The organism is Pseudomonas zanjanensis, from assembly GCF_014268745.2.
Lineage (GTDB): Bacteria > Pseudomonadota > Gammaproteobacteria > Pseudomonadales > Pseudomonadaceae > Aquipseudomonas > Aquipseudomonas zanjanensis.
Genome location: NZ_JABWRB020000001.1, coordinates 85,220 through 105,271, shown reverse-complemented (window position 1 = coordinate 105,271; position 20,052 = coordinate 85,220). Strand labels below are relative to the sequence as shown.

Sequence of the window (20,052 nt, the reverse complement as noted above, 5' to 3'; positions counted from 1 at the left end):
CAAGGCTCGCGGGGTTCTTCATGGGGTCACAATCTCCAACAGCCGTGGCGCAATGGCGTCCAGGGCAAGAATATGGACGGCGGCGTCGATGGCGGCCGCCGCTTTGGGCATGCCGTACACCGCGCTGCTGCGCTGGTCCTGGGCGATGGTCACATAGCCCTGCTGGCGCATGAGTCTAAGCCCTTGCGCACCGTCGCGGCCCATGCCGGTGAGCAATACGCCCACCGCGTCGCCGCTCCAGTACTGGGCGACACTTTCAAAAAACACGTCGATGGAGGGCCGGTAGATCTCGTTCACCGGCTCGGCGGTATAGGCCAGGGTGCCGTCCTTCAACAAACGCAGGTGATGGTTGGTCCCGGCCAGCAACACCGTGCCGCTTTGCGGCGTCTCACCTTGCCGGGCCAGGCGCACCGTGTGGCCCGACACACTGCCCAGCCATTCGGCCATGCCCGCGGCGAACACCTCGTCCACATGCTGGATCAGCACGATCGCCGGGGCAAAGTCTCGCGGCAGGGCCTTGAGCAACACCTCCAGCGCCGCGGGCCCGCCGGCCGACGACCCGATGGCCACCAGGCTCTTGCGCGACACCGCCGCACGCTGGGCCGTCGGGGCGGGGCGCTCACGCTTGTTGCGCTCACCGATCAGCCAACCGATGTTGGTGATCTTGCGCAGCAGCGGCGCCGCCGCGTCCGCCGGGTTACCGACGCCCAGGGCCGGGGTATCGACCACATCCAGCGCGCCATGGCCCATGGCCTCGAACACCCGGTGGACATTCTGCTGGCTGTCTCCCGTCACAATCACGATAGCGCATGGGCTGTCGGCCATGATCCGCCGGGTAGCCTCCACGCCATCCATGATCGGCATGAACAGGTCCATCAGGATCAGGTCCGGGGTGTATTCGGCGCAACGCTGCACCGCCTCGGCACCGTTGGCGGCGACCCAGACCAGTTGGTGCGTCGGCTCGAACGCCAGGGCGCGGCGCAGGGCCTCGACCGCCAGGGGCATGTCATTGACGATGGCGATCTTCAAGCGCGTGCCCCTCCGATCAATTCGACCACGGCGTCGAGCAAGGCGTCGTCGTGGAAACTCGCCTTGGCCAGATAATAGTCGGCGCCGGCGTCGAGGCCACGGCGACGATCTTCTTCGCGGTCCTTGTAGGACACCACCATCACTGGCAGCGATTGCAAGCGGTTGTCGCGCCGCAACAGCGACACCAGTTCGATGCCGTCCATGCGTGGCATGTCGATGTCCGTGATCAACAAATCGAAATCCTCCGAGCGCAATGCATTCCAGCCATCCATGCCATCCACCGCCACTGCTACGTCATAGCCGCGACCCCGCAATAACTTGCGTTGCAGCTCACGCACGGTCAGGGAATCGTCCACCACCAGGATCCGCTTGCGGGGTGCCTGGGCCTGGTTTTGCCGGGCGATGCGCTCCAGGCGCCCGGTATCGAGCAGCTTGTCCACCGACCGCAACAAGTCTTCGACATCGACAATCAACACCACCGAGCCATCGTCGAGCAAGGCCCCGGCGGAAATGTCCTGGACCTTGCCCAGGCGCTCGTCCAGGGGCAGGACCACCAGGGTGCGCTCGCCGATGAACCGCTCCACCGCCACGCCGTAGATCGTCTCGCGCTCGCGGATCACCACGACCTTGAGGGTCTGGCTGCCGTTCTGCGTCGATGGGCGATTGAGCAACTGGCTGGCGGCGACCAAGCCGATATGCCGGCCTTCGTGCCAGAAATGCTGGCGCCCTTCGACCTGGACGATGTCTTCCGGCGCCAGGTCGCACATGCGTTCGATGTGGGCCAGGGGGAAGGCGTACGCTTCACCGCCGACCTCAACCACCAGGCTGCGCACCACCGACAGCGTCAGCGGCACCTCGAGATGGAAACGACTGCCCTCGCCCGCCGTCTGCTCCAGCACCACCGCCCCGCGCAACTGCCGGACCATGTGCTGGACGGCGTCCAGGCCAACGCCACGCCCGGACACTTCGGTGACTGTGTCGCGCAGGCTGAAACCGGGCAGGAACAGGAAGGTCAGCAGTTCCTCCTCGCTCAGGCTGGCGGCGGTTGGCTCAGGAGAAAGGCCGCGCTCGACGATGCTGCGGCGCACCCGCTCCAGGTCCACCCCGGCGCCATCGTCCGCCAGCTCCAAGACCAGCAGGCCGGCCTGATGAGAAGCACGCAGGCGGATCAGGCCTTCGGCGGGCTTGCCGGCCAGTACCCGTTGTTCCGGGGTTTCGATGCCGTGATCCACGGCGTTGCGCAGCAAATGGGTCAATGGCGCTTCAAGCTGTTCCAGCACGTCGCGGTCGACCTGGGTTTTCTCGCCTTCGATTTCCAGGCGCACGTGTTTGCCCAGGCTGCGGCCCAGGTCACGGACCATGCGTGCCTGGCCCGACAGGACATCGGCGAACGGCCGCATGCGACAGGCCAGCGCTGTGTCGTACAGCACCTGCGCCCGCTGGCTGGCCTGCCAGGCGAACTCATCCAGCTCGGCGGTTTTCTGCGCCAGCAACTGCTGGGTTTCGGCGAGCAAGCGGCGAGCATCGCCCAGGGCTTCCTGGGCTTGCAGGCTCAGGGCGTGGTCCTTGAGGTGCAGGTTCAGCTCTTCAAGGGCGCGCAAGCCGGTGCCTTGCTGGCGCTTGAGCCGTTGCATCGCCGCCAGCCAAGGCTTGAGGCGCTGGGTCTCCACCAGGGACTTGCTCGACAGGTCGAGCAAGCTGTTGAGGCGTTCGGCCGTGACCCGCAAGACCCGCTCGCCGCCTTCGGTGACCCGTTTGCGCTTGGGGGCCGGCTCCGTTGCGGCGAGCGGTTCCGGCACGGACGGCTCGACGCTGACGGGTTCGACAGGCGTCTCGATTTTTGTCGGTACCTGCGCTGGTTGTTGTGCAGCGTTGGGATCGAGCAGGCGTCCCATCAACGCCACATAGGCGTCGATGTCCGGCGCGCCAACGCTGTTGCCGGGGGTGGCGATGCGCGTCAGTAAGTCAGTGCCTTGCAGCAAGGCGTCGATGTGCTCGGCGCCCAGCACCAGGCGCCGCTCCTGGGCGCTGACCAGGCAATCTTCCATCACGTGGGCCACGCTAACCCCGGCATCCACCCCGACAATGCGCGCCGCGCCCTTGAGGGAGTGCGCCGCGCGCATGCATGACTCAAGGTACTCGGCCTGGGTCGGATCGCGCTCCAGGGCCAGCAGGCCGGTGCTCAGCACCTGGACCTGGGCTTCGGCTTCCAGGCTGAACAGTTCCAGCAGCGAGGCGTCGCGCATTTGGTCGGGGGTCATGACAGGCTCCGGGCCACGGCGGTCAGCAGCTGTTCTTCATCCAACCAACGCAAGCTGCGCCCCTTATACGGCAGCACGCCACGGGTGTACTTGCCCGCCGACGGCGAAGCGTTCGCCAAAATACGTTCATCGATGGCGTGGATGCCGTCCACCTCATCCACCGGCACCACCACCGGCCCGCCCTTGGCCGCGACGATCAACATGCGCGGCATGACCCGTGTACCGGCCACCGCCGCCGCGCCGGGCTCCAGGTCCAGCAGCTCCACCAGCGACAGGCAGGCCACCAGCGCCCCGCGCACATTCGCCACGCCCAGCAGGGCCCGTGAGCGTTGGTGGGGCAACGAGTGAATCGGCTGCAACGGCGCCACTTCCACCAGGCTGCGCGTGGTCAGGCCCAGCCATTCCTCGCCGAGGCGGAACATCAGCAACGAGCGCGTGACCACATCGTTGTCCACCGGGGCCAGGGACAAATCCCGCTGATCCTGCGGCAAGGCATAACGGTCGAGCAGCCGAGTCGCGGCCGCCGAATACACCGAGCAATTGCGGCAATGAATATGCTCGACCAACAGCGGGCAGGATTTATCGCCATGCACGCCGATGCGGTTCCAGCAATCGTCGATGGCCTGGGCATCGTCATGGGTGATGGTGTAGGAAGCCGAACCGCTCATCGTTTGTGCTCACTGTCTGCCGTGCGCCCGCTGCGGGCGGCGCGTTCCTGCAACCGACGGGCTCCGGCCGCGTCTCCCTGGGAAGCCAGCAGCGCCGCCAGATGCACCAGGGCCTCGGCGTGTTGCGGTTCAAGATAAAGCGCCTTGCGATAAAAACCCTGGGCTTGCAGCGCGCTACCGGCCATGTCGCTGAGCAGGCCCAACCAATAGAACACCTGGGCGTTCGGCGCGTGGCTGCGCAGGTATTCTTCACATGCCGCGCGGGCTTCGGCGCTTTTGCCGCCGTTGGCCAGGGCCGCGATATTGGCCAGCAAGCTCGCGGCGTCGCTGCTCTTGGGTGGGGCAATCGGTGTCACGCTCGCGGCAAACGGCCGCGGCCGAACCACCGGCGGGATGACACGAGGCGCTGGCTGACGAATCGGTAGCGGCGGAGGTATCAAGACCGGCAACGGTTGTGGCTCCGGCGCCCCCTGACGGCTGAAAGCGAACGATTGGGCAATTCCGATCGAGCGCATGCCCAATCGCCCCAGCAGGCTGCCTTCGGCGGGGCCGATAAACAGCACGCCGTCCTGATGGGTCAAGCGCTTGAGCACCTCGAACACCTGCTGCTGGGTCGGCTGGTCGAAATAGATCAGCAGGTTGCGACAGAACACAAAGTCGTAGGGGGCCTCGTTCGCCAGCAAGGCCGGATCCAGCAGGTTGCCCACTTGCAAACGCACCTGTTCGCGCACCCGCTCGCTGAGGCGGTAGCCTTCGTCTTCGGCGTCGAAGTGCCGCTCGCGAAAACCCAGGTCGGCGCCCCGAAAGGAATTCCTGCCGTAACGCGCGTCCTTGGCCCGCGCCACCGACAGCGGGCTGACGTCCATGCCGTCCACCTTGAACTGATGGGCGCCCAAGCCGGCGTCGAGCAAGGCCATGGCGATGGAATACGGTTCTTCGCCGGTGGAGCACGGCAAACTGAGGATGCGCAGCGCACGCAGGTGCTTGATCTCCGCCAGGCGCTTGACGGCCAGCCTGGCGAGGGTCGCAAAGGACTCGGGGTAGCGGAAGAACCAGGTCTCCGGGACGATCACCGCTTCGATCAACGCCTGCTGTTCCGGGGCCGAATGCTGCAGGGCCTGCCAATACTCATCGGCGGTTCGCCCAGGCACGGCACTGATCCGTTGGCGCACGGCGCGCTCAATGATCGCGGTGCCGACGGAGGTCACATCGAGGCCGATGCGCTCCTTGAGAAAATCGAAAAACCGTTGGTCGTTGTTCATGGCGCTGCCTCGAGGTCGTCGAGGCTCAGCGGCGTAGCAGGAAACAGCAGCGCTCGAACGGATTCGTCGAGCAGGTCATTGACCCGCACCCATTGCAGCAACCCAAGGGCATCTTCGCGGACCGGTCCAAGGTACGGCGCCTGCCGATTGTCCAGGCCATAGGGTTTGAAATCGACCGGATCACAGCGCAGGGTGTCGGTCGCCTGTTCCAGGATCAATCCCAGGACTTGCCCGGTTTGTTGTGTATCGCCTTGATAACGCACCAGCACCAGACGCGTGCTGGTCCGGGGTTCGGCGCTCCGGCCGAACGTCAGGGCGCACAGGTCGATCACCGGCACCACGGTGCCGCGCCAGGCAAACACCCCCGCCACCCAGGACGGCGCCCGGGCGATCGGCTTGAGGGGCAGGCGCGGCAGCACTTCCACTACATCGGTGGCCTGCAGGGCGTAACGTTCGTTGCCGATGCAGAACACCAGGAACAACGTCTGGCGGGCCGTCGCTGCGACGCCACGCCGGGTCTCGAGCTCGCCCATCAGACTTTGAAACGCGAGACGCCGCTGCGCAGCCCCACGGCGACCTGGCTCAGCTCGTCGATGGCGGAGCTGGCCTGGCGCAGGGACTCCACGGTCTGGCTGCTGGCATCGCCAAGTTGCACCAGGGCGTGGTTGATCTGTTCGGCGCCAGTGGCCTGGGCCTGCATGCCTTCGTTGACCATCAACACCCGCGGCGCCAAAGCCTGGACCTGATGGATGATCTGCGACAGTTGCTCGCCGATCTGCTGCACTTCGGCCATGCCACGGCGCACTTCCTCGGAAAACTTGTCCATGCCCATCACACCGGCCGATACCGCGGATTGGATCTCGCGCACCATCTGTTCGATGTCATAGGTCGCTACGGCGGTCTGGTCGGCCAAGCGCCGTACTTCCGTGGCCACCACGGCGAAACCGCGCCCGTACTCACCGGCCTTCTCGGCCTCGATGGCGGCGTTGAGGGATAACAGGTTGGTCTGGTCGGCCACTTTGACGATGGTCACCACCACCTGGTTGATGTTGCCGGCCTTCTCGTTGAGGATCGCCAGCTTGGCGTTCACCAGGTCGGCGGCGCCCATCACCGAATGCATGGTTTCCTCCATGCGCGCCAAGCCTTGCTGGCCAGAGCCGGCGGCCACCGAGGCCTGGTCGGCGGCGGTGGAAACTTCGGTCATGGTGCGCACCAGGTCCCGGGAGGTGGCGGCGATTTCCCGGGACGTCGCGCCGATCTCGGTGGTGGTGGCGGCGGTTTCCGTGGCCGTGGCCTGCTGCTGGCGCGAGGTGGCGGCAATTTCGGTGACCGAGGTGGTGACCTGCACGGATGAGCGCTGGGCCTGGGATACCAGCGAGGTCAGTTCGGCCATCATGTCGTTGAAGCCGGTTTCCACGGCACCGAATTCGTCCTTGCGCGCCAGGTTCAGGCGTCCGCTCAGGTCACCGCTGCGCATGATCTCGAGGATCTCGACGATGCGGTTCATCGGCCCCATGATCGCCCGCATCAGCAGCAGGCCACAGAGTACCGCGACGATCAGCGCGACCAGGAACGACAGGCCCATGGCGACCTTGGCCGCCGTCACCGCATCGCCAATGGTCAGGGTGGCGCTTTGTGCCAGCTCGCGATTGCGCTCGATGATCTGGTTCAAGTGTCCGCGACCGTCGAGCCACGCCGTCGTCAGCTCGGTGTTCAGCGCCAGTCGCGCCCCGTCGTAATCCTTGCGCTGATACAGGTCCAGGACCTTCGCCAGGGCCTTGTTGAAGTCCTGGTGGTTGACCTCGAACTCGTCGAAAGAGACTTGGTCGGCCGGGTCCTGGATCAGTTTTTGATAGTTCTGTATTTCTTCGCGCAAGTGCTGCTCGAAACCCTGGTAGCGGGCCTTGTCCTCGGCGGTGATTTCCCGATTCCCGGAAAGGCCGAGGATTTGCTGGGTCAGGACGTAGCTGTCGACCCAGCCACCGCGGATCATCGAGCTGAAATACACCCCCGGAACCGCATCGGACCGGACCTTTTCTCCACTGTCCTGGATCTTCAACAACCGTGAATACGAGACAACCACCATCAGCAGCATAATGGCGATGATCACCGCAAAACTCGCCAGGATGCGTTGGCGCAATGTCCAATTCTTCACAGTAAAACCTCGGGCACTTGAAAATGCTGGGGAGTATAGCCGAGGGCGGCGCGGCGTCTGTATGGCGGCGTGGGAGGATTCTGATTGAGCCGAGGCTCACCGGTACTTGAAGAAATGGAACCCGCCCCTGTGGGAGCGGGCTTGCTCGCGAAAGCGGAGTGTCAGTCAACCATGCTGCGACTGACCGGGCGCCATCGCGAGCAGGCTCGCTCCCACAAGGAATAGCGTTGATGCTGCTTTATACAGTCGCCTGGCGCACCTGTTTTTCCAGTTCCACCTTCAACCCCGGCTCCAGCTTGAGTTGGCGCGCCAGTTCATCGAGGTAGGACTTCTCCATGAAGTTTTCCTCATCTACCAGCATCACGCTGGCGATGTACATTTCCGCGGCCATTTCCGGGGTGCTGGCGGCACGGGCGACGTCGGTGGGGTCCAAGGGCTTGTTGAGTTCAGCATGCAGCCAGTGTTGCAGCTCCTGGTCGTTGTCGAGCTTGGTGAACTCGCCTTCGATCAATTGCCGCTCGCGCTCGTCCACATGGCCGTCGGCCTTGGCCGCCGCCACCAGCGCCTTGAGGATCGCCTGGCTGTGCTGCTCGACCTGCGCCGGGGGCACGCGGTCGAGGGTCTGCGGTTCGGTTTTCGGCGCGTTGCCCTGCTGGGCCTGCCAGTTGCCATAGGCCTTGTAGGCGATCACGCCCAAGGCCGCCAGGCCGCCATAGGCCAGGGCCTTGCCGCCGAAGTTGCGGGCTTTCTTGTTGCCCAGCAACAGGCCCATGGCCCCGGCGGCCAGTGCCCCGCCACCCGCGCCGGAAAGCATCCCGCCCAGGTTGCCGGAGCCGCCGAGCAAACCGCCCAGGCCACCGGACGACTTGCCCTGTGAACCGCCAGCCTTGTTCTGCAACATTTCCTGGCCGGACTTGAGAAGCTGATCGAGCAATCCACGGGTGTTCATTTGTTGCCTCCACATTTTCGGGTCAACGTAAGGCCCCCAGCCTAGATCGAAAGTGCCCGACGCCGTTGGCGAGATTGCTTCCAGATGTTGCCTGACGCCCCCAGCGGTGCACGTTCCTTTCCTTCTAAAAAAACGATATACACTCCAGCACATCGATAAATCCGCCCACCGGTACGCGTCCATGATGACTCTGCGTCAGATCCGCCATTTCATCGCGGTGGCCGAAACCGGCTCCATCTCCGCCGCGGCGCAAACGGCGTTCATTTCCCAATCCACCTTGACCCTGGCCATCCAGCAACTGGAGCAAGACATCGGCGTCAGCCTGTTCAACCGCCACGCCAAGGGCATGACCCTGACCCACCAGGGCCATCAATTCCTGCGCCAGGCCCACCTGATCCTGGCCACGGTCGACAACGCCAAGCGCAGCCTGCAACAAAGCACCGACCAGGTGGCTGGCCAAGTCACCATTGGCGTCACCAGCCTGGTCGCCGGTTATTACCTGGCGGACCTGCTGACCCGCTTCCAGCGCGCCTACCCCAACGTGGAGATCCGCGTGATGGAGGACGAGCGGCCGTACATCGAACATTTGCTGGTCAGCGGCGAAATCGACGTCGGGGTGCTGATCCTGTCCAACCTGGAGGACCGCCACGCCCTGCAGACCGAAGTCCTGACGCATTCGCCGCACCGTTTGTGGCTACCGGCGCAGCATCCCTTGCTGGAGCACGACAGCATCCACCTGGCCGATGTGGCCCGCGAGCCGCTGATCCAACTGAACGTCGACGAAATGGACCGCAACGCCCAGCGCCTTTGGCGCGGCGCCGGCCTGCAACCCAGGGTCACCCTGCGCACCGCCTCGACCGAAGCAGTGCGCAGCCTGGTAGCGGCGGGGTTGGGCGTGTCGATCCAGCCGGACATGACCTACCGCCCCTGGTCGCTGGAAGGCGACATCATCGAAGCGCGACCGATTGCCGACCTCAACCAGACCCTCGACGTCGGCCTGGCCTGGCGCCGGGGCACGGCGCGACCGGCGTCGGTCGACCCGTTCCTGGCGGTGGCCCGGGAACAGCCTCATGGCGGACGCAAGCCATCTATTTAATCGAATGCAGCCTTGAGTATTTCGAATTTGTCGGCATTGTGGCTGAGCACTAGTCTTGCTGCATCGCCGCAATCCATTGTGGGAGCGAGCCTGCTCGCGAAGCGGTGATACAGATAGACCGCTATCGCGAGCAGGCTCGCTCCCACAGGTTTTATGTTGTAACTGATAGCAGTAGTCACCTCTAAAAAAGAGAAGGCGAACATGGCTGGCACGCAAACCCCGTTGTGCACCGCGTTGCTGATCGACGGGGAACTCGTTCCCGGTGAAGGCGTTGTCGAGCCGATCCTCAACCCGGCCACCGGCGAAGTCGTGGCTCACATCGCCGAGGCCAGTACCGAGCAGGTGGAAGCCGCGATCCTCGCCGCCCACCGCGCCTTCGACGGCTGGTCGCGCACCACGCCACAGCAACGCTCGAACCTGCTGCTGGACATCGCCAGCGCCATCGAACAGAACGCCGATGAGCTGGCCCGCCTCGAAGCCCTGAACTGCGGCAAGCCGCTGCACCTGGCGCGCCAGGATGACCTGAGCGCCACGGTGGATGTCTTTCGTTTCTTCGCCGGTGCCGTGCGCTGCCAGACCGGCCAGCTCAGTGGCGAATACCTGCCCGGCTATACCAGCATGGTGCGCCGCGACCCGATCGGCGTCGTGGCGTCCATCGCGCCGTGGAACTACCCGATCATGATGGCCGCCTGGAAAATCGCCCCGGCCCTGGCCGCGGGCAACACATTGGTATTCAAGCCCTCGGAGCACACGCCGTTGTCGATCCTGGCCTTGGCGCCGATGCTGGCCCGGCTCCTGCCACGGGGCGTGATCAATATCCTCTGCGGCGGTGGCGAAGGGGTGGGCAGCCATCTGGTCAGCCATCCTAAAGTGCGCATGGTTTCGCTGACGGGCGATATCGTCACCGGGCAGAAAATCCTCCAGGCAGCCGCAAAAACCCTCAAGCGCACACACCTGGAACTGGGCGGCAAGGCGCCAGTGATCGTGTGCGACGACGCCGATATCCAAGCCGTGGTCGAAGGCGTGCGCACCTACGGCTATTACAACGCCGGGCAGGATTGCACCGCGGCGTGCCGGATCTACGCCCAGGGCGGAATTCACGACCGGCTGGTGGCCGAGCTCGGCGCGGCGGTCAGCAGCCTGCGCTTTGCCGGCAAGCGCGACGCCGACAATGAGATCGGCCCGCTGATCAGCACCCGCCAGCGCGACCGCGTGGCCAGTTTTGTCGAGCGCGCCCTCGGCCAGCCGCACATCGAGCGCATCACCGGGGCGGCGGTGCATTCCGGTGCTGGCTTCTATTACCAACCCACCCTGCTGGCCGGCTGCAAGCAAAGCGATGAAATCGTCCAGCGCGAGGTGTTCGGCCCGGTCGTGACCGTGACCCGCTTCGACGAACTCAGCCAGGCGGTGGAATGGGCCAATGATTCGGAATACGGCCTGGCGTCCTCGGTATGGACCCAGAACCTGGACAAGGCCATGCAGGTGGCGGCGCGGTTGCAATACGGCTGCACCTGGATCAACAGCCATTTCATGCTGGTCAGCGAAATGCCCCACGGCGGCCTGAAACGTTCCGGCTACGGTAAGGACCTGTCCAGCGATTCGCTCCAGGACTACAGCGTGGTGCGCCATATCATGGCCCGTCACGGCCAGCATCTCTAGATAACAGCACTACTCTAATAACAGGCCAACCATGGCGTTTCATCCTGTTCGAACACTGCCCCGACCATAATTAAAGCAAGAGGGATTTCCATGTACGCGCACAAGACCGCATTGCTCAGTGCACTCACCACAGCGCTGCTGACCAGCGTCAGCCTCCAGGCCGCCGAGCCGCTCAAGGCCGTCGGTGCCGGCGAGGGCCAACTGGATATCGTCGCCTGGCCGGGTTACATCGAACGCGGAGAAAGCGACAAGGCCTACGACTGGGTCACGGGGTTCGAGAAGGAAACCGGCTGCAAGGTCAATGTGAAAACCGCCGCCACGTCCGATGAAATGGTCAGCCTGATGACCAAGGGCGGCTACGACCTGGTCACCGCCTCGGGCGACGCCTCGTTGCGGCTGATTGCCGGCAAGCGCGTGCAGCCGATCAATACCGCGCTGATCGCCAACTGGAAAAACCTCGACCCGCGCCTGAAAGATGCGCCGTGGTACGTGGTCAACCAGCAGACCTACGGCACCCCGTACCAATGGGGCCCGAACGTGCTGATGTACAACACCGAGGTGTTCAAGCAAGCGCCCACCAGTTGGAGCGTGCTGTTCAATGCCCAGGAATTGCCCGACGGCAAGCCGAACAAAGGGCGCGTGCAAGCCTACGATGGTCCGATCTACATCGCCGACGCGGCGCTGTACCTCAAGACCGCCAAGCCTGAACTAGGCATCAAGGACCCGTACCAACTCGACGAAGCCCAGTACAAGGCCGTGCTGGAACTGCTTCGGGCCCAGCAGCCGTTGATCCACCGCTACTGGCACGACACCACGGTGCAGATGAGCGATTTCAAGAACGAAGGCGTGGTGGCGTCCGGCGCCTGGCCCTATCAGGTCAACGGCCTGATGAACGAGAAGCAACCGATCGCCTCGACCATTCCGAAAGAAGGCGCCACCGGCTGGGCCGACACAACGATGCTCCACGCCGAGGCCAAGCACCCCAACTGCGCGTACAAGTGGATGGACTGGTCGCTGCAACCGAAAGTCCAGGGTGACGTGGCCGCGTGGTTCGGTTCGTTGCCAGCGGTGCCGGCGGCGTGCAAGGGCAGCGAGCTGCTGGGCGCCGAAGGCTGCAAGACCAACGGCTTCGATCAATTCGACAAGATCGCCTTCTGGAAAACCCCACAGGCCGAGGGCGGCAAGTTCGTGCCGTACAGCCGCTGGACCCAGGATTACATTGCGATCATGGGTGGGCGTTAAACCCCAGCACATAAATGGGAGCGGCCCTTGTGGCGAGGGAGCTTGCTCCCGCTGGTGTGCGAAGCACGCCCAAAACGGACCGACGCGGTATTAGCTGACACACCGCATCGCCTGGTTTTGGGGCGGCTGCGCCACCCAGCGGGAGCAAGCTCCCTCGCCACGGGATCGCCTGCCAATCGTTGAGATTTCATACCCGCCCCGCTTTCTGGAGCCCCGCACCATGACGCTTGCAGTCCAGTTCACCCAGGTATCCCGGCAGTTCGGCGATGTAAAGGCCGTAGACCGGGTCTCCATCGACATCCAGGACGGCGAGTTCTTTTCCATGCTGGGCCCGTCCGGCTCGGGCAAGACCACCTGCCTGCGGCTGATCGCCGGGTTTGAACAACCCAGTGCCGGCTCGATCCGCATCCACGGAGAGGAAGCCACGGGGCTTGCGCCGTATCAGCGGGACGTCAACACGGTGTTCCAGGATTACGCCCTCTTCCCCCACATGAACGTGCGCGACAACGTCGCCTACGGCTTAAAGGTCAAAGGCGTCGCCAAGGCCGAGCGCATCCAGCGCGCCGACGAGGCCCTGGAGATGGTCGCCCTGGGCGGCTACGGCGAACGCAAGCCGGTGCAGCTCTCCGGCGGCCAGCGTCAACGGGTGGCCCTGGCCCGTGCGCTGGTCAATCGGCCGCGGGTACTGTTGCTCGATGAGCCCTTGGGCGCCCTGGACCTGAAGCTGCGTGAACAGATGCAGGGCGAGTTGAAGAAACTGCAGCGCCAGTTGGGCATCACTTTCATTTTCGTCACCCACGACCAGACCGAAGCGCTGTCGATGTCCGACCGCGTGGCGGTGTTCAACAAGGGCCGCATCGAACAAGTCGATACGCCACGCAACCTGTACATGAAACCGGCGACCACCTTCGTCGCCGAATTCGTCGGCACCTCCAACGTGATTCGTGGCGAATTGGCACGGGAACTGAGCGGTTATCCACAGCCGTTCTCGATCCGTCCGGAACACGTGCGTTTCGCCGAGGGCCCGTTGGCCAATGGTGAGGTCGAAGTCCACGGCCTGCTGCACGACATCCAGTACCAGGGCAGCGCCACACGCTATGAGCTGAAACTTGCCAACGGCCAGACCCTGAACCTCAGCCAGGCCAACACACAGTGGCAGGACAACGCAGCCCCGCACCAGGCCGGCCAACAGCTGAGCGTTCGCTGGGCCCGTGAGGCGATGGTCACGCTGCACGACGCCGTCAGTGGCGAGGTGTGAGATGAACACGCTGGCCATCGCTCCAACGCCTGCACCCGGTTCGCCGCTGCGGCGTTTTTCCAACCTGCTGTACCGACGGCCCAACCTGTACCTGTCGCTATTGCTGGTGCCGCCGCTGCTGTGGTTCGGCGCGATCTACCTTGGCTCGCTGCTGACCTTGCTGTGGCAGGGTTTCTACACCTTCGATGACTTCACCATGGCGGTGACGCCGGACCTGACCCTGGCGAACTTCACGGCGCTGTTCCAGCCGTCGAACTTCGACATCATTTTGCGCACCCTGAGCATGGCCATTGCGGTGTCCATCGCCAGCGCCATCGTCGCGTTCCCGATCGCCTACTACATGGCGCGCTACACCCGCGGCAAGACCAAGGCGTTTTTCTACATCGCAGTCATGCTGCCAATGTGGGCCAGCTATATCGTCAAGGCCTATGCCTGGACGCTGCTGCTGGCCAAGGGCGGCGTGGCGCAGTGGTTCGTCCAGCACCTGGGCCTGGGGCCGGTGCTGCAGTTCGTGCTGGGGATCCCGGGCGTGGGCGGCAGCACCTTGTCCACCTCACACCTGGGGCGTTTCCTGGTGTTCGTCTACATCTGGCTGCCGTTCATGATCCTGCCGATCCAGGCGTCCCTGGAGCGTCTGCCGCCGTCGCTGCTGCAAGCCTCGGCGGACTTGGGCGCCAGGCCGCGCCAGACGTTCATGCAAGTGATCCTGCCACTGTCGATCCCCGGCATTGCCGCCGGCTCGATCTTCACTTTCTCGCTGACCCTGGGGGACTTCATCGTGCCGCAACTGGTAGGCCCACCGGGCTACTTCGTCGGCAGCATGGTCTACGCCCAGCAAGGCGCCATCGGCAACATGCCCATGGCCGCGGCGTTCACCCTGGTACCCATCGTGCTGATCGCGATCTATCTATCCGTCGTCAAGCGACTGGGGGCATTCGATGCACTCTGACTCTCAAGACCGAGCCTCGTGGGGCTTGCGGATCGCGGCGTGGGGCGGATTGGTGTTCCTGCACTTTCCGATCCTGATCATCTTCCTCTACGCCTTCAATACTGAAGATGCGGCGTTCAGTTTTCCGCCCAAGGGCCTGACCCTGAAGTGGTTCAGCGTCGCCTTCTCACGCCCGGACGTGCTGGAGGCGATCAAGCTGTCGTTGCAGATCGCGGCCATCGCCACGCTGATCGCCATGGTGCTTGGCACCCTGGCCTCGGCGGCGCTGTACCGCCGCGATTTCTTCGGCAAACAGGGCATTTCGCTGATGCTGATCCTGCCAATTGCCTTGCCGGGGATCATCACCGGCATAGCACTGCTGGCGACCTTCAAGACCCTGGGCATCGAACCGGGGATGTTCACCATCATCGTCGGCCATGCAACCTTCTGCGTGGTGATCGTCTACAACAACGTCATCGCCCGCCTGCGCCGTACTTCCCACAGCCTGATCGAAGCCTCGATGGACCTGGGCGCCGACGGTTGGCAGACCTTTCGCTACATCATCTTGCCTAACCTGGGGTCGGCCCTGCTGGCCGGTGGGATGCTGGCGTTTGCGCTGTCGTTCGACGAGATCATAGTCACCACCTTCACCGCCGGCCACGAACGCACCTTGCCGCTGTGGCTGCTCAACCAACTCAGCCGCCCTCGCGATGTGCCAGTGACCAACGTGGTGGCGATGCTGGTGATGATGGTCACGATGGTGCCGATATTGGGCGCGTATTACCTGACCCGTGGGGGTGAGAGCGTGGCGGGGAGTGGCGGGAAGTAAATGTCACTGTGGAACCGGATCCCTTGTGGGAGCGGGCTTGCTCGCGAAGGCGGTGTGTCATCCAACATTTGCGTCGACTGACACGCCGCCTTCGCGAGCAAGCCCGCTCCCACCCAGATCAAAAGCAAGAATCAAGAGGACATGGACATGCAAACCAAACTGCTGATCAACGGCCATCTGGTGAACGGCGAAGGCCCTGGCCAGGCGGTGTTCAACCCGGCGCTGGGCCGGGTGCTGGTGGAGATCAATGAAGCCAGCGAAGCCCAGGTCGATGCCGCCGTGCGTGCCGCCGACAACGCCTTCGAAGCCTGGTCGCAAATGCCACCCAAGGACCGCTCCTTGTTGCTGCTCAAGCTGGCCGATGCCATCGAAGCCCACGGCGAGGAACTGGCGAAGCTGGAGTCGGACAACTGCGGCAAACCCTTCAGCGCCGCGCTGAACGACGAGATACCGGCGATTGCCGACGTGTTCCGTTTCTTTGCCGGCGCCAGTCGCTGCATGAGCGGTTCGGCGGGCGGCGAATACCTGCCCGGGCACACCTCGATGATCCGTCGCGACCCGGTGGGGGTCATCGCCTCCATCGCGCCGTGGAACTACCCGCTGATGATGGTCGCCTGGAAAATCGCCCCGGCCCTGGCCGCCGGCAATACCGTGGTGCTCAAGCCGTCGGAGCAGACCCCATTGACGGCGTTGCGCCTGGCGGAACTGGCGTCGGAGATTTTCCCCGCCGGCGTGCTTAACGTGATCTTCGGACGCGGGCAAACCGTCGGCAACCCGCTGGTCACTCACCCGAAAGTGCGCATGGTGTCGCTCACCGGCTCCATCGCCACCGGCTCGAACATCATTTCCAGCACGTCCGACAGCGTCAAGCGCATGCACATGGAACTGGGCGGTAAAGCCCCGGTGATCATCTTCGACGACGCCGACATTGACGCGGCCGTGGAAGGCATCCGCACCTTCGGTTTCTACAACGCCGGCCAGGACTGCACCGCCGCCTGCCGCATCTATGCCCAGCAAGGTATCTACGACCGGTTCGTCGAGAAACTCGGCGCCGCGGTAGGCAGCATCAAATACGGCCTGCAAACCGCACCAGACACCGAGATGGGCCCACTGATCACCGCCCAGCACCGCGACCGCGTGGCCGCTTTTGTCGAACGAGCAATCGCCCAGCCGCATATCCGCCTGATCACCGGTGGCAAGGCCGTGGACGGCAACGGGTTCTTCTTCGAACCGACGGTGCTGGCCGACGCCCAGCAGGATGACGAAATTGTCCGCCGGGAGGTCTTCGGGCCGGTGGTGTCCGTCACTCCGTTCCTCGACGAAGCGCAAGTGCTGGCCTGGGCCAACGATTCGGACTACGGCCTGGCCTCATCGGTATGGACCGCCGACATCGGCCGTGCCCATCGCCTGTCGGCACGCCTGCAATACGGCTGCACCTGGGTGAACACTCACTTCATGCTCGTCAGCGAAATGCCCCATGGCGGTCAGAAACGTTCCGGCTATGGCAAGGACATGTCCATGTATGGGCTGGAGGATTACACGGTGGTGCGGCATGTGATGTTCAAGCATTGAGCCAATGCTAATTGCGATTACACCACGACCAAGGGGACGATACTGGTCGTGGTGAAGCGCATCTCACGATGGCACCACCAACTGCACCGAAGGAAAATAACTTCGGTAACGCTTCGCATCACGCGTAAGCAAAGGAAGACGCTTGACAGCCGCATGGGCACCGATGAAGAAATCGGCAAACACATTATTTTTGCTACCGCCCACCTTTCGATAACGCACAAAAGCCTTCCCTGCCAAAAACAACGCTGGACGAGGTACCTCCTGCATTAGCAGCCCCATCTCTTCGACAACCTCATTCAACGCTTCGAAGGTAGAAAATGTCTGGGACAGTTCAGCATAAATAACTGGATTGATTACCAAATTGTGAATTTTGGATTGGGCACGCATCTGCTCGATGGACCAATCAGCCCAAACCGGATCATCTTCCAGCACATCGATCAAGACGTTGGTATCGACCAATATCATCAGTCTTCACCACGCAACAGGGCCATTAGATCGTCTGTGCGCCATTTGATATCCGCCCTGCCACGGACAGCTTCAAAGCGATCACCGATAGCTGCCTCGGCTGTTCCGGGCTTACCTGCATGCAGCACTACCTCGCCCTGTGCATTGATGCTGAACTCTACCGCACAGCCAGGAATCAAGTGCAGCGCGTCGCGAATGGGTTTGGGAATGGTGACTTGTCCTTTGCTGGTCATAGTCGTCGGCACTGTATTCTCCTCAAAGTATTACTTCACATAGAAAAGTAATACTTCACGCTCAGGCCTGCAACCGCCGCTGACGGTAGGCCGATGTGCTTGGCCTCGTTTGAAAATTCCCACTCGTTGGTAGGAAAATTGCGAGGCCATTTAAAGGCTGCAGGGTCTCTGGTCAAAACCGCGAAACACTGCGCATCGCATCCACCAGGTAACGCATGGCGATGCGGTCGTTTTCCGACAACTCCCGATAACGCTCGACCAATCTCATTTCTTCCAGGCTGAGCCGGCGTGTCCTGCGCGGGTGGGTCAGGCCTGGAAAGATCCCCAGCATTTCGGTGATGCCCTGTATTTTTGTCATGAGTTGTCCTTCTTAACGTCGAGGTTGACCTGATAGCGCCGTCTGAAACCCGGGTTGGATCGTCTGTCACGCTAAAGAATAGGGAGGATTCAAAGCGTGAAAAGGGAGTTTTAGAGTAATTAGTCAAAAAAACAGGGAATCGGCATAAAAAAAGAAATAACTGTAAGAAAATTTAACCATGCCACGCTTTCCTATCTCTCCAAGCCTGTATTTCCCCTATGATTTTGCGCCTCGGTGAACCGATCCAGCTCTCAGGCATCTGTTCTAACGTTCGTCGCGTTTGGCCAAAGGCATGTCCGAACTCCTTTATCAGTCGCTGTGGCCAGGATCGGCTCGGGGCTGTTTCGAGAAAGGTTGTATTTATGCACCGCAGGAATCTGCTCAAGGCCTCCATGGCCTTCGCCGCCTACACCGGGCTATCGGCCTCCGGGCTCATGGCCGCACGCGCCTGGGCCGCCGAACAGACCGCCGACGGCGAAGCCCGTCCCTTCGACTTCAACGGTTTGAAGGAACAGGCCAAGCGGCTGGCCGAGAGCCGCTACGTCGACACCAAGCAAGTCCTGCCACCGACCCTGGCCCAGATGTCGCCGCTGCAGTTCAACGCCATCCAGTACGACGTCAACCATTCGTTATGGAATGATCTGGACGGGCGGCAACTGGATGCACAGTTTTTCCACGTCGGCATGGGCTTCAAGCAGCCGGTGCGCATGTACAGCGTCGATCCGAAGACACGTATGGCCCGTGAGGTGCACTTCCGTCCGGAGCTGTTCAACTATGAGAAAACCACGGTCAACACCTCGCAATTGACGGGTGACCTGGGCTTCGCCGGCTTTCGCGTCTTCAAGGCGCCGGAGCTGGATCGGCACGACATCGTTTCGTTCCTGGGCGCCAGCTATTTCCGCGCGGTGGACGCCAGTGGCCAGTACGGGCTGTCGGCCCGCGGCCTGGCCATCGACACCTACGCCAAGAAGCGCGAGGAATTCCCGGACTTCACTAAATTCTGGTTCGAAACCCCGGACAAGAACAGCACCCGCTTCGTGGTCTACGCCCTGCTCGACTCCCCCAGTGCTACCGGTGCCTATCGGTTCGACATCGATTGCCAGCCGACCCGGGTGGTGATGGAGATCGACGCACACGTCAACGCCCGTACCGCCATCGAGCAACTGGGTATCGCCCCCATGACCAGCATGTTCAGTTGCGGCACCGTCGAGCGGCGCATGTGCGACACCATTCACCCGCAAATCCACGACTCCGACCGTCTGGCCATGTGGCGCGGCAACGGCGAGTGGGTCTGTCGTCCGTTGAACAACCCCGCCACCCTGCAATTCAATGCGTTCGCCGACAAGGACCCAAAAGGCTTCGGCCTGGTGCAGACCGATCACGACTTTGCCAGCTACCAGGACACCGTGGACTGGTACAGCAAGCGTCCGAGCCTGTGGGTCGAACCGACGACGGCCTGGGGCGAAGGCTCGGTCGACCTGCTGGAGATTCCGACTACCGGCGAAACCCTGGACAACATCGTCGCGTTCTGGACGCCGAAAAAACCGGTGGCCGCCGGTGACTCGCTGAACTATGGCTACAAGCTCTACTGGAGCGCCCTGCCGCCGGTCAGCACCGACCTGGCCCATGTCGACGCCACCCGTTCAGGCATGGGCGGCTTCATCGAAGGTTGGGCACCGGGCGAGCATTACCCGACCGTCTGGGCACGCCGTTTCGCCGTGGACTTCAGCGGCGGTGGCCTCGACCAACTGCCGCCGGGCACCGGCATCGAACCGGTGGTGACCTGCTCCCACGGCGAAGTGAAGGACTTCAACGTGTTGGTGCTGGATGCGATCAAGGGCTATCGCATCACCTTCGATTGGTACCCGACCGACGACCGTGTGGACCCGGTACAGATGCGCCTGTTCATTCGCACCAAGGACCGGACCTTGAGCGAGACCTGGTTGTACCAGTACTTCCCGCCGGCGCCGGATAAGCGTAAGTATCCCTGAGCCCTGCTGCGTCAGGGATGACGCCTTCGCGAGCAAGCCCGCTCCCACAGTGGGCTTGTGTTATCCACAGAGTTTGTGAGCCACATCCAATCCCTGT

At 63.0% G+C, this 20,052-nt stretch carries 18 protein-coding genes; 8 read left to right on the top strand and 10 right to left on the bottom strand.

Annotation, left to right across the window (positions count from 1 at the left end; translation table 11 throughout):
- Positions 1-18: 18 nt before the first annotated feature.
- The 7 genes from HU715_RS00460 to HU715_RS00430 form a co-directional block, all read right to left on the bottom strand.
- Entirely contained in the window at positions 19-1,029 is a 1,011-nt protein-coding gene (locus tag HU715_RS00460; RefSeq protein WP_186705464.1) for a chemotaxis response regulator protein-glutamate methylesterase, read from the bottom strand.
- The gene (locus tag HU715_RS00455) at positions 1,026-3,290 is read right to left on the bottom strand and encodes a hybrid sensor histidine kinase/response regulator (protein ID WP_186705463.1); all 2,265 of its coding nucleotides are present in this window, start codon (positions 3,288-3,290) and stop codon (positions 1,026-1,028) included. The genes HU715_RS00460 and HU715_RS00455 overlap by 4 nt, the downstream gene beginning before the upstream one ends.
- The gene (locus HU715_RS00450; protein ID WP_186705462.1) at positions 3,287-3,958 is read right to left on the bottom strand and encodes a chemotaxis protein CheW; all 672 of its coding nucleotides are present in this window, start codon (positions 3,956-3,958) and stop codon (positions 3,287-3,289) included. The genes HU715_RS00455 and HU715_RS00450 overlap by 4 nt, the downstream gene beginning before the upstream one ends.
- Positions 3,955-5,220 carry a CheR family methyltransferase gene (locus tag HU715_RS00445; RefSeq protein ID WP_186705461.1) on the bottom strand — a complete coding sequence of 422 codons (1,266 nt, stop codon included), beginning with the start codon at positions 5,218-5,220 and terminating at the stop codon, positions 3,955-3,957. Before HU715_RS00445 ends, HU715_RS00450 begins: the two co-directional genes overlap by 4 nt.
- On the bottom strand, positions 5,217-5,753 hold the full coding sequence (locus HU715_RS00440; RefSeq protein WP_186705460.1) for a chemotaxis protein CheW: 537 nt from the start codon (positions 5,751-5,753) through the stop codon (positions 5,217-5,219). Before HU715_RS00440 ends, HU715_RS00445 begins: the two co-directional genes overlap by 4 nt.
- Positions 5,753-7,375, bottom strand: a complete 1,623-nt coding sequence (locus HU715_RS00435; protein ID WP_186705459.1) for a methyl-accepting chemotaxis protein — start codon at positions 7,373-7,375, stop codon at positions 5,753-5,755. Before HU715_RS00435 ends, HU715_RS00440 begins: the two co-directional genes overlap by 1 nt.
- A gap of 238 nt (positions 7,376-7,613) precedes the next feature.
- On the bottom strand, positions 7,614-8,324 hold the full coding sequence (locus tag HU715_RS00430; RefSeq protein ID WP_186705458.1) for a tellurite resistance TerB family protein: 711 nt from the start codon (positions 8,322-8,324) through the stop codon (positions 7,614-7,616).
- Positions 8,325-8,505: 181 nt separating this feature from the next.
- Between HU715_RS00430 and HU715_RS00425 the strand changes: the two genes are divergently transcribed.
- The 7 genes from HU715_RS00425 to HU715_RS00395 all read left to right on the top strand — a co-directional run bounded on the left by HU715_RS00425 (position 8,506) and on the right by HU715_RS00395 (position 16,908).
- Positions 8,506-9,420 (top strand): LysR family transcriptional regulator, encoded by a 915-nt coding sequence (locus HU715_RS00425; protein WP_186705457.1) that lies wholly within the window; start codon positions 8,506-8,508, stop codon positions 9,418-9,420.
- A 201-nt stretch (positions 9,421-9,621) separates the two neighbouring features.
- Entirely contained in the window at positions 9,622-11,079 is a 1,458-nt protein-coding gene (locus HU715_RS00420) for a gamma-aminobutyraldehyde dehydrogenase (protein WP_186705456.1), read from the top strand.
- A gap of 90 nt (positions 11,080-11,169) precedes the next feature.
- Positions 11,170-12,321: a putative ABC transporter substrate-binding protein YdcS gene (gene ydcS, locus HU715_RS00415; protein WP_186705455.1), complete on the top strand. Its 1,152-nt coding sequence runs from the start codon at positions 11,170-11,172 to the stop codon at positions 12,319-12,321.
- A 220-nt stretch (positions 12,322-12,541) separates the two neighbouring features.
- Positions 12,542-13,579: an ABC transporter ATP-binding protein gene (locus HU715_RS00410; protein ID WP_186705454.1), complete on the top strand. Its 1,038-nt coding sequence runs from the start codon at positions 12,542-12,544 to the stop codon at positions 13,577-13,579.
- Between the two features lies 1 nt (position 13,580).
- The gene (locus HU715_RS00405) at positions 13,581-14,528 is read left to right on the top strand and encodes an ABC transporter permease (RefSeq protein WP_186705453.1); all 948 of its coding nucleotides are present in this window, start codon (positions 13,581-13,583) and stop codon (positions 14,526-14,528) included.
- The gene (locus HU715_RS00400) at positions 14,518-15,336 is read left to right on the top strand and encodes an ABC transporter permease (RefSeq protein ID WP_186705452.1); all 819 of its coding nucleotides are present in this window, start codon (positions 14,518-14,520) and stop codon (positions 15,334-15,336) included. The genes HU715_RS00405 and HU715_RS00400 overlap by 11 nt, the downstream gene beginning before the upstream one ends.
- 147 nt (positions 15,337-15,483) lie before the next feature.
- Positions 15,484-16,908, top strand: a complete 1,425-nt coding sequence (locus HU715_RS00395) for a gamma-aminobutyraldehyde dehydrogenase (protein WP_186705451.1) — start codon at positions 15,484-15,486, stop codon at positions 16,906-16,908.
- A 63-nt stretch (positions 16,909-16,971) separates the two neighbouring features.
- Here HU715_RS00395 and HU715_RS00390 read toward each other — a convergent pair whose 3' ends face one another.
- The 3 genes from HU715_RS00390 to HU715_RS00380 form a co-directional block, all read right to left on the bottom strand.
- Positions 16,972-17,373, bottom strand: a complete 402-nt coding sequence (locus HU715_RS00390; RefSeq protein WP_186705450.1) for a type II toxin-antitoxin system VapC family toxin — start codon at positions 17,371-17,373, stop codon at positions 16,972-16,974.
- Positions 17,373-17,618 carry a type II toxin-antitoxin system PrlF family antitoxin gene (locus HU715_RS00385; protein WP_186705449.1) on the bottom strand — a complete coding sequence of 82 codons (246 nt, stop codon included), beginning with the start codon at positions 17,616-17,618 and terminating at the stop codon, positions 17,373-17,375. The genes HU715_RS00390 and HU715_RS00385 overlap by 1 nt, the downstream gene beginning before the upstream one ends.
- Before the next feature lie 160 nt (positions 17,619-17,778).
- On the bottom strand, positions 17,779-17,964 hold the full coding sequence (locus tag HU715_RS00380) for a hypothetical protein (RefSeq protein WP_186705448.1): 186 nt from the start codon (positions 17,962-17,964) through the stop codon (positions 17,779-17,781).
- 362 nt (positions 17,965-18,326) lie between these two features.
- Between HU715_RS00380 and HU715_RS00375 the strand changes: the two genes are divergently transcribed.
- Positions 18,327-19,955, top strand: coding sequence for a glucan biosynthesis protein D (locus HU715_RS00375; protein ID WP_186705447.1), 1,629 nt, complete (start codon positions 18,327-18,329; stop codon positions 19,953-19,955).
- The last annotated feature ends 97 nt before the right edge of the window (positions 19,956-20,052 follow it).